This window comes from Azospirillum sp. TSH64, from assembly GCF_003116035.1.
Classification (GTDB): Bacteria; Pseudomonadota; Alphaproteobacteria; order Azospirillales; family Azospirillaceae; genus Azospirillum.
Map to the genome: position 1 here is coordinate 1117908 of NZ_LGQW01000015.1, position 12393 is coordinate 1130300.

A 12393-nucleotide genomic window follows, 5' to 3' on the forward strand; every position below is an offset into this window, starting at 1 on the left:
ACAACCGCCAGCCACGCCATAGGAAGACGCCCGCGATGATCATCTACCCCGCCATCGACCTCAAGGACGGTGCCTGCGTCCGCCTGCTGCGCGGCGAGATGAGCCAGGCCACGGTCTTCAACACCGATCCCGGCGAACAGGCCCGCCTGTTCCAGAGCCAGGGCTTTGAATGGCTGCATCTGGTCGACCTCAACGGTGCCTTCGAAGGCAAGCCGGTGAACGGTGCGGCGGTCGAGAGCATCCTGAAGTCGGTCACCATCCCGGTGCAGCTCGGCGGCGGCATCCGCGACCTCAACACCATCGGCATGTGGCTGGAGAAGGGCATCAGCCGCGTCATCCTGGGCACGGTGGCGCTGCGCGATCCCGAACTGGTGAAGGCGGCCTGCCGCGAGTTCCCCGGCAGGGTCGCCGTCGGCATCGATGCGCGCGAAGGCTATGTCGCGGTGGCCGGCTGGGCCGAGACCTCCGACATCAAGGCGCTGGATCTGGCGCTGAAGTTCGAGGATTGCGGCGTCGCCGCCATCATCTACACCGACATCAACCGCGACGGCGCGATGGGCGGCGTCAACGTCGAATCCACCTCCGATCTCGCCTTCCACCTCACCACCCCGGTCATCGCGTCCGGCGGCGTTTCCTCCATCGAGGATTTGAAGGCGCTGAAGGTCGAGGAGGACACCGGGATCGAGGGCGTGATCTGCGGCCGGGCGCTGTACGATGGCCGGATCGATCCCAAGGAGGCACTGGCCCTGCTGTCCGCCCCCGCCGTCGAGGACGCCGACTGATGCTGAAGATGCGTGTCATCCCCTGCCTGGACGTCAAGGACGGCCGGGTGGTGAAGGGGGTCAATTTCGTCGATCTGGTCGATGCCGGCGATCCGGTGGAGCAGGCCCGCGTCTATGACCGCGAAGGCGCCGACGAGCTGACCTTCCTCGACATCACCGCCAGTCACGAGAACCGCGACACCATCTTCGACGTGGTGCGGCGGACGGCGGAGCAGGTCTTCATGCCGCTGACCGTCGGCGGCGGCGTGCGCACGGTCGACGACATCCGCAAGCTGCTGCTGGCCGGCGCCGACAAGGTGTCGATCAACACCGCGGCGATCCACCGGCCGGAGTTCGTGCGCGAAGGCGCCGAGAAGTTCGGCGCCCAGTGCATCGTCGTCGCCATCGACGCCAAGAAGGTCGGGCCGGCCAAATGGGAGGTCTTCACCCATGGCGGCCGCAACGCCACCGGTATCGACGCGGTGGAGTGGGCCAAGCGGATGGAATCGCTGGGGGCGGGCGAAATCCTGCTGACCTCGATGGACCGCGACGGCACCAAGAGCGGCTTCGACCTGGAACTGACACGCACGGTGGCGGACTCGATCCGCGTCCCGGTGATCGCGTCGGGCGGCGTCGGCACGCTCGACCATCTGGTCGAGGGCATCCGCGAGGGGCACGCCACCGCGGTGCTCGCCGCCTCGATTTTCCATTTCGGCACCTACACCATCGGCCAGGCCAAGGCCGCGCTCGCCACCGCCGGCATCCCGGTGCGCCCGGCCAAGGCGCTGGAGACGACCAATGGGTGATAAGAAGGCCGCTGAGAAGGCTGCGGAAAAAGCCGGCGAGAAGTCTGCCGAGAAGGTTCAGGCCATCCCGTCGGCCACCCCGTCCGCCGAGGTGCTCGACCGCCTGTTCGTCACCGTGCAGGCCCGCAAGGGCGCGGATCCGGAAAGCTCCTACACCGCGAAGCTCTACAGCCGCGGCACCGCCAAGATCGCCCAGAAGGTGGGCGAGGAAGCGGTGGAGGCGATCCTGGAGGCGGTGCGCGGCGACAAGGCGGCGCTGGCCGCGGAATCCGCCGACCTGCTCTATCACCTGCTGGTTCTGTGGGCCGACACCGGGCTGGATCCGGTGGAGGTCTGGAGCAAGCTCGCCCAGCGCGAGGGCACCAGCGGCATCGACGAGAAGAAGTCCCGCAAGACCTGACCGGGACTTCCCAGCAAGAGGACGCATGCGATGGCCAAGAGCTATGACGCCAACAACGTGTTCGCCCGCATCCTGCGCGGCGAAATCCCGTGCAAGAAGGTGCACGAGACCGAACACGCGCTGGCATTCCACGACATCGAGCCGCAGACGCCGACCCATGTGCTGGTGATCCCGAAGGGCGCCTACACCGACATGGACGACTTCACCGCCAAGGCGTCGGAGGCGGAGATCGCCGGCCTGTTCCGCGCGGTGGGCGAGGTCGCCCGCATGGTCGGCGCCGACGGCCCCGGCTACCGCATCCTGTCCAATTGCGGCGAGGCCGCACACCAGGAAGTGCCCCACCTGCACATCCACCTGTTCGCCGGCCGCGACCTGGGCCGGATGATCGGCAAGGCCTGAGCCGCCCGGCGCCGGCGGCATCTGCCGCCGGTAGCGTCTACCGCCGCCGCATCCCCGCCCGGCGCCGTGTCCCCTTCTTCGGTGGCACGGCGTCCAGGATCGCCAGGATCGCCGCGATCCCGTCCTCGTCCAGATCGCCGATCCGTTCCGACAGAAGGTTGGCGAGTTCCGTCGCCCGTGCGCTCAGGCCGGAGGTGTCCACCGTCACGCGCGGGTGGGACAGATCCGCCAGCCGTTCCAGCTCCTCCGCCTCGTCCCAGATGATGCCGAAATAGGCGCAGATCTGCCGGACCAGCTGGGGGGAGGGCTGGCCGCGCTTGCCATGCTCCAGCGCCGACAGATAGGCGGACGAGATGGACAGGTCGGTCGCCATCTGCTTCAGCGTCACGCCCCTGGCGTCGCGCAGCGACCGGACCCGTTCGCCGAACGGGGTCATGTGGAGTCCCTGGTTTAAGTCGCTGACTGTTTGGGACTTAGTCCTTACGGTCGCGCCGCCGTTTGATCAAGACATACAGCGCGCCGTCGCCGCCATGCTTGGGCTGGGCCGGCTGGATCGCCAGCACCATCGGGCGCAGGGCCGGGTCCGCCAGCCAGCGGGGGGTCGCCTGCCGCAGCACGCCCAGGCTGCCGAAACTGCCCTTGCCGGTGATGACCAGAACGCAGCGCCGCCCCTCGTTCCAGGCGCGGTGGACGAAGCCGGCGAGCGCGTGGTGCGCCTGCGCCTGGGTCATGCCGTGCAGGTCGATGCGGCCGTCGATCTCCAGCTCGCCGCGGCGGAACCGGTCGCCGGTGCGGCGGTCGATGTTGGCGGTCGAACCGGGCGTCAGCGGCGGATGGGCCGCGTGCGACGGCCGGGCCGGGGAGGGGAATTGCCTGGCGGTCGGCGGCGGGGCGAGGCTGGTCGCCACCGGTTCCTCCACCAGTTCCGCCATGGTCGCCAGCGGTTCCGGCTCGGCCTCGACGGCGCGGCCGGGCATCGGTTCGGCGTCGCGCATGGCGATCCGCCACAGGCGCCGCTCGTCGGGCGTGGGCAGTCGTCTGCGGGTCATCGGCGCGGAACCTTCTGCGGCAAGGAAAAGGGCGGTGCCAACGGATAAAGCCCGTCGGCCCGCCCCTGTCAATGTGTGTTGCCGCGCTGCAAAGAAAAAGAGCGCGCGGGAAATGATGGCTCGGAAACGATGTGCCGGCTCAGGCCTGCGACCAGGCGGCGGCCGCGGCGATCTGCTCGTCGGTCGGACGGACGCCGGTGTAGAGCACGAACTGTTCGAGCGCCTGCAGGGCGATCACTTCCGCGCCGGTGATCACCGGCTTGCCGGCGTCCCGCGCGGCACGGATCAGCGGGGTTTCGGCCGGCATGGCGACGACATCGAACACCTGCGCCGCCGCCTCGATCAATGCCGGCTCGAAGGCCAGGGTGTCGGCCTCCGGTCCGCCGGCCATGCCGAGCGGCGTCACGTTGACCAGCAGCCACCCCTCGGCGATGCCGGTTGTGTCCGGCTGCCAGGGCAGGCTGTACTCGTCGGCCAGCCGGCGGCCGGTCGTCTCGTTGCGGGCGATCAGCGTGCCGTTGGTGAAGCCGGAATCGCGCAACGCGCACAGCACCGCGCGGGCCATGCCGCCGCTGCCGCGCAGCGCGAAGGGCAGGCCGGGCGAAACATCGTGGCGGTCCAGCAGCGTGCGCACCGCGAGATAGTCGGTGTTGTAGCCGCGCAGCCGGCTGCCGCCGTCCTCGGCGGTGTCGTTGACGATGGTGTTGACCGACTGCAAGCCCGCGGCCGACGGGTCCAGCTCGTCGAGGAAGGGGATGCAGGCTTCCTTGAAGGGCATCGACACGCCGCAGCCGCGGATGTTCAGCGCCCGGATGCCGGTGATGGCGCCCGGCAGATCGTTGGTGGTGAACGCCTTGTAGACGTAATTCAGCGAGAGGGCTTCATAGAGGTGATTGTGGAAGCGCGTGCCGATGTTGCTCGGGCGGCCCGAAAGCGAAATGCACAGGCGCGTGTCTCTGTCGATCTTGTGGGGCAACCAAGCCTCTCCTTGCCGCTTTCTGGTTGGACGTTGTCCGGCGGGTCAGCCGCCGGCCTTCAACGCGTCCAAACGTCCTTTCAACAGAGTGTATTCCGGATCGCTCGGCTTGAACTGGGCGATCAGCTTACCCCAATGGGCGGCGGCCTCGTCCTTGTGCCCCGACATCATGGCGTCGAGGCCGAGCAGCCACAGCGCATCCTTGTTGTCGGGCTCCGCCTTCAGCGCCAGCCGCAGGGCGGACGTGGCTTCTTCCGGCAGCGGCTTCGGCGTCTCGTTGCGCGGCTGGCTCTGCAAGACGGCGTTGGCGTAGGCGACCTGCACGTCGGCGCGGTCCGGCGCCCGCTCGCGCGCCTTGCGGGCGGCGTCCAGCGCCTTGGCGGTGTCGCCCAGCACGCCGTAGGAGCGGGCGAGCTTCAACCAGCCATCGACATCCGTTGGGTCGGCGTCCAGCCGGGCGGCGAGGTTGGCGACCATGCCGCGGATCATCTCGTCCTGGCCCGCCGCGTTGCCCTGCGCGTTGCCCTGGGCCTGCGCGTTCGGGGCCGCCTGCTGGCCGCCCTGCTGCCCTTGCGCCGTCTGCTGCTCCTTCCCCTCCGGCGGCAGCGGCTGCGGCGTGACCTTGGCGGGGTCGAGGTTCAGCGCCACCGCGGCCTCGCGGATCTGGTCGCGCACCACCGGCACCCACGGCGCATCGGCGGGGGACTCCGCCATCAGCGCGCTCCAGCGGTCCAGCGCCCCCTGCTGGTCGCCGGCCTGGAAGCGGGCGAGGGCGGCGAAGAAGCGGGCGCGCGGGTCCTTGGGTTCCTTCGCCAGCACGGCGTCGAAGGCGGCCACCGCCTCCTCCGGCACCATGCCGTCGTTGGCCGAGACCAGCGTCTCGGCGAACAGCCCCTGCACCTCGACATCGTCCCGGTTCAGGGCGACGGCATGGCGCAGCGCGTCGGCGGCATCGCCGTTGCGGCCCATCTTGGCATAGGCCTGCCCCAGGATCAGCCAGCCCTGGATGTCGCTGGGATTCTCGGCTAGCTGGGCCTTCAGCTTGTCCATCGCCGCCAGAACGCTCTTCGGCGGGCCGCCGCGCTCCTGCTCGATGTTGCGCGAGGCCAGCGGTTGCGCCGGCAGATCCGGACGGCCGACCGATCCATAGACGGCAAGCGCGCCGACCGGCAGCACCAGCGCCAGCAGCACGGCCAGGACGCGGGCGCTGCGCGGGGTGACGGCGCCGCCGCCGGTCGCCGCGCCCGTCTCGGCGGTCGCCAGCATGCGCCGGGCGATCTCCGCCCTGGCCGCTTCCGCCTGGGCGTCGTTGATCAGGCCGCGCGCGCGGTCGCGCTCCAGCTCGTCCAGCTGGTCGCGGTAGACCTCGCGGTCGAACTCCTCGCGGCCAGGGACAAGGTCATGGCCGGATCCGGCCGTGCGCAGAAGCGGCGGCACGAGCAGCAGCAGCACGGCCGCGGTCAGGACGGCGGCGAAAATCCAGAACAGCATCAGTCGCCTTTCCGCAGCAGGGCGTCCAGCCGCCGCCGCTCATCCGCGCTCAGCGGCGCGGTGTCGGCACCGGCGGCCACGCCGCGCCGCCCGCGCAGGAACAGGAAGGTGCCGGCCGCCCCCAGCAGCAGCACGGCGAAGGGACCGATCCACAGCACCAGCGTCGTCGCCTTGAAGGGCGGCCGCAGCAGCACATAGTCGCCGTAGCGGTCGGTGACGTACTCCATCACCTTGTCGTCGCTGTCGCCGGCCTTCAGCCGGTCGCGCACCAGAACGCGCAGGTCGCGGGCCAGCGGCGCGTTGCTGTCGTCGATGGACTGGTTCTGGCAGACGAGGCAGCGCAGCTCCTGGCTGATGGTGCGGGCGCGGGTCTCCAGCGCCGGATCCGGCAGCACCTCGTCCGGCTGGACGGCCAGGGCGGGGGAAGACAGCGCGGACAGCGCCAGCAGGGCGGCGAGGAGGAGGCGCGTCATCAGCCCTGCCTCAGATGCTTGACCATCGGGAGGATCTGCTCCTCCACCACCTGCGGGGTCAGCGGGCCGACATGCTTGAAGCGGATGCGGCCCTTGCGGTCGATCAGGTAGCTCTCCGGAACGCCGTAGACGCCCCAGTCGATCGACACCCGGCCATCCTGGTCGGCGCCGATGGCGGCATAGGGGTTGCCGTTGCGCGACAGCCAGGTCAGCGCATCCTCCGGCTTGTCCTTGTAGTTGATGCCGTAGACCGTCACCCCCTGCTCGCGCGACAGGCGGGTGATGACGGGATGCTCCGCCTTGCAGGGGATGCACCAGGAGGCGAAGACGTTCACCAGCGTCACGTCGCCGGCCAGCTTGGCCGAAGACAGGCCGCTGGCCGCCGGCTGGCCCTGGACCATCTGGCCCGGAATGGCGGGCAGGTCGAAGGTCGGGGCCGGCTTGTCGATCAGGGCCGACGGGATGTCGCGCGGGTCGCGCTCGAACCCCAGGTAGAAAGCGATGCCCACCCCGATGAAGAGCAGGAAGGGCAGCAGGTACAGAAGGCGGCGCATGGTGTCTTGTGTCCTCATTCGGCCGGCAGCGGAGCCGACTTGCCACCGGTCTTTCCGGCCGCGCGGCGGCGTTCCGGCGCGCCGATGCGGAAACGGCGGTCGGTCAGGCTGACCAGCCCGCCCAGCATCATGCCGACGCCGCCGATCCAGATCCACGGCACCAGCGGGTGGTGGTAGATGCGGACGATCCAGGCGGTGCCGTTCTGCGTCGGGTCGCCCAGCGCCACATACAGGTCGGAGAAGACCGTGGTGTGGATGGCCGATTCCGTGGTGGTCATGCGGGTGGTGCTGTAGCTGCGGCGTTCCGGCTCCAGCGTGGCGATGCGCTGGCCGTCCTTCGTCACCGTGAAGGTGCCGCGCTCCGCCTTGAAGTTCGGGCCGTCGACCAGCCCGACGCCGTCGAACTGGAACTCGTAGCCGGCGACGCTGGCCCGGTCGCCCGGTCTCATCGCCGTGATCGATTCCGTCTGCCAGGCCGAGGTTCCGGTCATGCCGAGGATCGACAGGCCGATGCTGGCATGGGCGATGGTCATGCCCCAGGCGCTGCGCGGCAGATGCACGGCGCGGTTCCAGCTGTTCTTGAACGAGGTGCGGAACAGGGCGATGCGGTCGGCGAACTCGACCAGCGAGCCGACGAAGGCCCAGGCGGCAAGCCCGATGCCGACCAGCGCCAGCAGCGGGCCGCTGCCCGCCTTGACATAGGCGGTGACGGCGACGGCGGCCACCACGGCGACGCCGGCCACCCACAGCCGGGTCAGTGCGGCTCCCAGATCCGCCCGCTTCCAGGACAGATAGGGGCCGACAACCATGGCGATCACCATCGGGATGGCGACCGGCACGAAGGTGGCGTTGAAGAAGGGGGCGCCGACCGACACCTTGCCCAGCTTCAGGATGTCGAGGAACAGCGGATAGAGCGTGCCGATGAACACCGTCGCCGTCGCGGTCGACAGCAGCAGGTTGTTCAACACCAGCGCGCCTTCGCGGCTGATCGGCGCGAACAGCCCGCCCGCCTTCAGCGTCGGCGCCCGCAGGCTGTAGAGCAGCAAGGAGCCGCCGGTTGCGATCGCCAGCAGAACCAGGATGAAGATGCCGCGCTTGGGATCGACGGCGAAGGCATGGACCGAGGTCAGGATGCCGGAGCGCACCAGGAAGGTGCCCATCAGCGACAGCGAGAAGGTGACGATGGCCAGCAGGATGGTCCAGCTCTTCAGCGCGTCGCGCTTCTCCACCACGATTGCCGAATGCAGCAGGGCGGTGCCGGCCAGCCAGGGCATGAAGGAGGCGTTCTCGACCGGGTCCCAGTACCACCAGCCGCCCCAGCCCAGCTCGTAATAGGCCCACCAGGAGCCCATGGCGATGCCCATGGTCAGGGTCGACCAGGCCGCCAGCGTCCAGGGCCGCACCCAGCGCGCCCAGGCGGGATCGACCCGCCCCTCGATCAATGCTGCGACGGCGAAGGAGAAGGCCATCGAGAAGCCGACATAGCCCGCATAGAGGAAGGGCGGGTGGAAGGCGAGGCCGGGGTCCTGCAACAGCGGGTTCAAATCGTTGCCGTCGATGGGCGCCGGAATCACGCGGATGAAGGGGTTCGACGTGATCAGGATGAACAGCAGGAAGCCGACCCCGATCAGCCCCTGGACCGCCAGCACGCGTGCCTTCAGCGTCGGCGGCAAATTGCGCCCGAACAGGGCGACGGCGGCGCCGAAGATCGTCAGCATGACGATCCACAGCATCATCGAGCCCTCGTGGTTGCCCCAGACGCCCGACACCTTGTAGAGCATCGGCTTGGCCGAGTGGCTGTTCTGCACCACGTTCAGCACGCTGAAATCGGACACCACATGCGCCCAGGTCAGCGCCGCGTAGGACAGCAGCACCAGCAGCATCTGGGCGATGGCCGCCGGCACCGCGACGTTCATCCAGGCGCCGTTGCGGGTGGCGGCGCCGACCAGCGGCGGCACCGACTGCACCAGCGCGACGAACAGCGCCAGCACCAGCGCGTAATGGCCGAGTTCGGGGATCACGGGTCCGCTACTCCTTCTTCGCGGTCTTCGTCGCGGACTCCGCCGGGTTCTTGTAGACGCCGGCCTGCTTCAGGGCCTCCGACACCTCGGGCGGCATGTAGTTCTCGTCATGCTTGGCCAGCACCTCGCGCGCGACGAAGACGCCGCCGGTCATCCGGCCCTCCGCCACCACGCCCTGGCCCTCGCGGAACAGGTCGGGCAGCTGGCCGCGATAGCGGACATCCACGGTGTGGGCGGTGTCGGTGACGCGGAAGGCGGTGGTGACGCCGTCCGGCTGCTTCTGGACGCTGCCTTCCTCGACCAGCCCGCCCAGGCGGAAATTGCGGTCGCCGACCTGCTGCGTCTGCAGCTGGCTCGGGCTGTAGAAGAAGACGATGTTGTCCTGGAAGGCGGTCAGCGCCAGGGCGGTCGCCGAACCCAGCCCGAGAAGGGCGAGGCCCAGCATATAAAGGCGGCGTTTCTTGCGGGTCATCCTTCGCTCGCTTCCGCCGGTCTTCCGGCGCTCTGATCGGCCATCTTGCGACCGGCATTGCGGGTGCGGCGGCGGGCGGGCCGGGCGCTTTCCAGCGCCTTCAGCGTCGCCTCGGCGTTGCGCAGCCCCTTCCAGGTGGCGACCAGCAGCCCCAGCAGGACGAGGGTGGCGATGCCGTAGGCCGGCCAGATATAGGCGGCATACCCGCCCATATGGAGGAATTCGCTCATCGTCCTTACCCCCGCATCCCGTCATGGACGGTACCATCGCCAGCAACCCCGCCGGCGACTGCCAGCCGCAGCGTCTGGATCTTGCGCTGGGCGATCTCGGTGCGCACGCGCAGCAGCACCACCGACAGGAAATAGGCGGTGAAGGCGCCGGCCATCACCAGCAGCGGTGTCAGCATGCTGGGGTCGATGCTGGGACCGCCCATCCGCACGACGCTGGCCGGCTGGTGCAGCGTGTTCCACCAGTCGACCGAGAACTTGATGATCGGCACGTTGACGATGCCGACCAGCAGCAGGACGTTGCCCGCCTTCATGCCGCGCTGCGGATCGTCGAAGGCGTTCACCAGGGCCATGTAGCCGAGATAGAGGAAGAACAGGATCAGCACGCTGGTCAGCCGGGCGTCCCACACCCACCAGGTTCCCCACATCGGCGCCCCCCACAGCGACCCGGTCACCAGGCAGACGAAGGTGAAGCCGGCGCCGATGGGGGCGGCGGCCTTGGCGAACAGGTCGGCCAGCGGGTGCTTCCACACCAGGCCGCAAGCCGCGGCGATGGCCATGTTGGTGTAGACGAACAGGCTCATCCAGGCGGCGGGGACATGGATGTACATGATCCGCACCGTCTCGCCCTGCTGATAGTCGGGCGGCGAGCTGAACAGGCTGAACCACAGACCGAGGATCGTCAGGATCACGGTCGCCCCGGCGCACCACGGCAACAGCAGGGCCGACAGGCGCAGGAAGCGGGCGGGGTTGGCGAAACGATGCATGGAACGATGGCCCCGGTACAGGTGACCTTGGTCAGGCTTGCGGACGATATAAGCGCATGTATGACGGACTGCGAGGGGTTTCGCCTTGATCTCGGTCAGGCCGATCCACCATTCGTTCGTACTCTGACACCAAGGTATCAGGCGCCCCGGACCTCCGGCGGCGCCCCTATTCCCCGGTGTGGGACGCCGGAGGCGGGGCGTTTCATCCGCCGCGCCCCGGTGATTTTTTCCCGATCAGGCCGCCATCGCCTTCTGCGCCGCCACCCCCATCGCCTCCGCGATCATGTCGAAGTCGCGCAGGCTGACCGGCAGCAGGCCGAAGCGGAAGGGATAGCCCCAGTTCCGCACCCCGGCGGTCAGCTCCAGCCGGTCCAGCAGCGGTTGGATCGGCGCCTCCTCCGCCGGCCACCAGGACACGTCGCGACGGAAGGGGATGAAGCCGCCGCCCATGTCGAAGCGGTAGGGCTCGCCCGGCAGGATGGCGCCGATGGCGGTGAAGGACTTCAGCCCGTCGGCCGCCCCGAACCGGTCGGTGGGGGAGTAGTACGCCACCCGGTCGCCCGCCCGGATCCGCCGCAGCGGGGCCGCCTTGCCGTGGCAGACCTGCATGAAGCCGCCGGCCCGTCCGCGCCGGACATGCTCGGCGCTGGCCACGGCGATCCAGGCACCGGTGTCTGTGCCGCCGCTCACGACCGCACCTGCACCGTCTGAGCTTCTTCCTGATTGGGTGCGAACACACGCAGGCGATGGCCGTCCGGGTCCTGTGCAACGAAGGTATGACCGAAATCCATCGCGGTCGGGGGTTGCAGGATGGTCAGGCCGCGGGCGCTCCAGTCGGCGTGCAGGTCGCGCACGGCGGCCTCGTCGGCGACGGTGAAGGCGATCTCCCCGCCGCCGGGCGCGGTCGCCGCCGGCTCCACCGTGTGGCGCGACCACAGGCCCAGCATCAGCCCGTTGCCCGCCTTGAACATGGCGAAGGTGGGGGAGGCTTCCACCGGCTTGCGGCCCAGCAGGTCGGCGTAGAAGGCGGCGCTGGCGGCCGGGCTGTCGACATAGAGCAGGACGAAATCGAGGGCGAGGGCGGCGGCTTTGCTGACGGTCTGGGTGGCGGGCATGGTCGGCTCCGGTCTTGAAGGATTGGGGTGGGGCGGTTTCGTTCGGCGCCCTCACCGGCAAAGCCAAGACTAGGCCGGCATGCTGACAGTTTCCGTCAGCATCCTGTCATCGTTGCGGGATACCCTCCGCCGCGCGCCATTCCTTCAGCATCGCCTGACGGCGGCGGGGATAGCGGGTCTCGCTGGCGGTCAGCGCCAGGATGCGGTCGGTGCGGAAATGGCGGAAGGACTGGCGCAGTTCGCACCACGCCACCATCACCCGCACCCGGTCGAAGAAGCCCAGCGCGAAGGGCCAGACGGTGCGCCGGCTCTCCGACCCGTCGCGGTCGCGATAGGCGATCTCCAGCTTGCGCTCCCCGCGGATCGCGCCGCGGATGGTCGCCAGCTCGGCATCTCCCGCCGAAACATTGTTATCGCCTCCGGCGATGGGCTCGCCCGGACCGACCAGCAGGGCCGAGCCGTCCAGCCCCTCGCGCTTGTCCGGCGGCAGCACCGCGGCGATCTTGGCGAGCGCGTTGCGCGCCGCCCCGCCCAGCCGGCTGTCGCCGCGCTCCACCACCCAGCGCGAGCCCAGCACCAGCGCCTCGACCTCCTCCTCGGTGAACATCAGCGGCGGCAGCAGGAAGCCGGCGCGCAGCAGATATCCGACCCCCGGCTCCCCCTCGATCATCGCGCCCTGCGCCTGCAGCGTGGCGATGTCGCGGTAGAGCGTGCGCAGACTGACCCCCAGCTCGCCGGCAAGCGACTTGCCGCTGACCGGCTGGCGATGCCGCCGCAGAAGCTGCATCAGATCGAGGAGACGTTCGGCGCGGGACATGGGGAACTGCGGAAGAGGGAAGGGTGCCCATAATGACACCTAAAATGACAAGAGGCGCTCCCCGA

Annotated in this window: 17 protein-coding genes; 4 read left to right on the forward strand and 13 right to left on the reverse strand. The window is 69.2% G+C overall.

The window, feature by feature from the left end; genetic code table 11:
• Window positions 1-35: 35 nt before the first annotated feature.
• The 4 genes from hisA to TSH64_RS06525 are packed head-to-tail and all read left to right on the forward strand — an operon-like array spanning window position 36 to window position 2366.
• The gene (gene hisA / locus TSH64_RS06510; protein ID WP_109096042.1) at window positions 36-782 is read left to right on the forward strand and encodes a 1-(5-phosphoribosyl)-5-[(5-phosphoribosylamino)methylideneamino]imidazole-4-carboxamide isomerase; all 747 of its coding nucleotides are present in this window, start codon (window positions 36-38) and stop codon (window positions 780-782) included.
• Window positions 782-1567 carry an imidazole glycerol phosphate synthase subunit HisF gene (gene hisF / locus TSH64_RS06515; RefSeq protein WP_109096043.1) on the forward strand — a complete coding sequence of 262 codons (786 nt, stop codon included), beginning with the start codon at window positions 782-784 and terminating at the stop codon, window positions 1565-1567. Before hisA ends, hisF begins: the two co-directional genes overlap by 1 nt.
• Window positions 1560-1967, forward strand: coding sequence for a phosphoribosyl-ATP diphosphatase (locus tag TSH64_RS06520; protein ID WP_247872789.1), 408 nt, complete (start codon window positions 1560-1562; stop codon window positions 1965-1967). Before hisF ends, TSH64_RS06520 begins: the two co-directional genes overlap by 8 nt.
• Before the next feature lie 30 nt (window positions 1968-1997).
• Complete coding sequence (locus TSH64_RS06525) at window positions 1998-2366, forward strand: histidine triad nucleotide-binding protein (protein WP_109096044.1); 369 nt, start codon at window positions 1998-2000, stop codon at window positions 2364-2366.
• 37 nt (window positions 2367-2403) lie between these two features.
• Here the strand turns inward: TSH64_RS06525 and TSH64_RS06530 are convergent, their stop codons facing one another.
• From TSH64_RS06530 to TSH64_RS06590, 13 genes are all read right to left on the reverse strand, one after another.
• Entirely contained in the window at window positions 2404-2802 is a 399-nt protein-coding gene (locus TSH64_RS06530; RefSeq protein WP_109096045.1) for a helix-turn-helix transcriptional regulator, read from the reverse strand.
• A gap of 37 nt (window positions 2803-2839) precedes the next feature.
• Window positions 2840-3415: a Smr/MutS family protein gene (locus TSH64_RS06535; protein WP_109096046.1), complete on the reverse strand. Its 576-nt coding sequence runs from the start codon at window positions 3413-3415 to the stop codon at window positions 2840-2842.
• Between the two features lie 139 nt (window positions 3416-3554).
• Complete coding sequence (locus TSH64_RS06540) at window positions 3555-4391, reverse strand: shikimate 5-dehydrogenase (protein ID WP_109096047.1); 837 nt, start codon at window positions 4389-4391, stop codon at window positions 3555-3557.
• 45 nt (window positions 4392-4436) lie between these two features.
• Window positions 4437-5882, reverse strand: a complete 1446-nt coding sequence (ccmI, locus tag TSH64_RS06545) for a c-type cytochrome biogenesis protein CcmI (protein WP_109096048.1) — start codon at window positions 5880-5882, stop codon at window positions 4437-4439.
• Window positions 5882-6355: a cytochrome c-type biogenesis protein gene (locus TSH64_RS06550; RefSeq protein WP_109096049.1), complete on the reverse strand. Its 474-nt coding sequence runs from the start codon at window positions 6353-6355 to the stop codon at window positions 5882-5884. Before TSH64_RS06550 ends, ccmI begins: the two co-directional genes overlap by 1 nt.
• The gene (locus TSH64_RS06555) at window positions 6355-6909 is read right to left on the reverse strand and encodes a DsbE family thiol:disulfide interchange protein (RefSeq protein ID WP_109096050.1); all 555 of its coding nucleotides are present in this window, start codon (window positions 6907-6909) and stop codon (window positions 6355-6357) included. The genes TSH64_RS06550 and TSH64_RS06555 overlap by 1 nt, the downstream gene beginning before the upstream one ends.
• A 14-nt stretch (window positions 6910-6923) precedes the next feature.
• Complete coding sequence (locus TSH64_RS06560; protein ID WP_109096051.1) at window positions 6924-8930, reverse strand: heme lyase CcmF/NrfE family subunit; 2007 nt, start codon at window positions 8928-8930, stop codon at window positions 6924-6926.
• A gap of 7 nt (window positions 8931-8937) precedes the next feature.
• Window positions 8938-9402, reverse strand: a complete 465-nt coding sequence (gene ccmE / locus TSH64_RS06565) for a cytochrome c maturation protein CcmE (RefSeq protein WP_098740916.1) — start codon at window positions 9400-9402, stop codon at window positions 8938-8940.
• Complete coding sequence (gene ccmD / locus TSH64_RS06570) at window positions 9399-9632, reverse strand: heme exporter protein CcmD (RefSeq protein WP_109096052.1); 234 nt, start codon at window positions 9630-9632, stop codon at window positions 9399-9401. The genes ccmE and ccmD overlap by 4 nt, the downstream gene beginning before the upstream one ends.
• Window positions 9633-9637: 5 nt before the next feature.
• Complete coding sequence (locus tag TSH64_RS06575; RefSeq protein WP_109096053.1) at window positions 9638-10396, reverse strand: heme ABC transporter permease; 759 nt, start codon at window positions 10394-10396, stop codon at window positions 9638-9640.
• Between the two features lie 234 nt (window positions 10397-10630).
• Window positions 10631-11086: an EVE domain-containing protein gene (locus tag TSH64_RS06580; RefSeq protein WP_109096054.1), complete on the reverse strand. Its 456-nt coding sequence runs from the start codon at window positions 11084-11086 to the stop codon at window positions 10631-10633.
• Window positions 11083-11511 (reverse strand): VOC family protein, encoded by a 429-nt coding sequence (locus TSH64_RS06585; RefSeq protein ID WP_109096055.1) that lies wholly within the window; start codon window positions 11509-11511, stop codon window positions 11083-11085. The genes TSH64_RS06580 and TSH64_RS06585 overlap by 4 nt, the downstream gene beginning before the upstream one ends.
• 106 nt (window positions 11512-11617) lie before the next feature.
• Window positions 11618-12328, reverse strand: a complete 711-nt coding sequence (locus TSH64_RS06590) for a YafY family protein (RefSeq protein ID WP_109096056.1) — start codon at window positions 12326-12328, stop codon at window positions 11618-11620.
• Window positions 12329-12393: the final 65 nt, after the last annotated feature.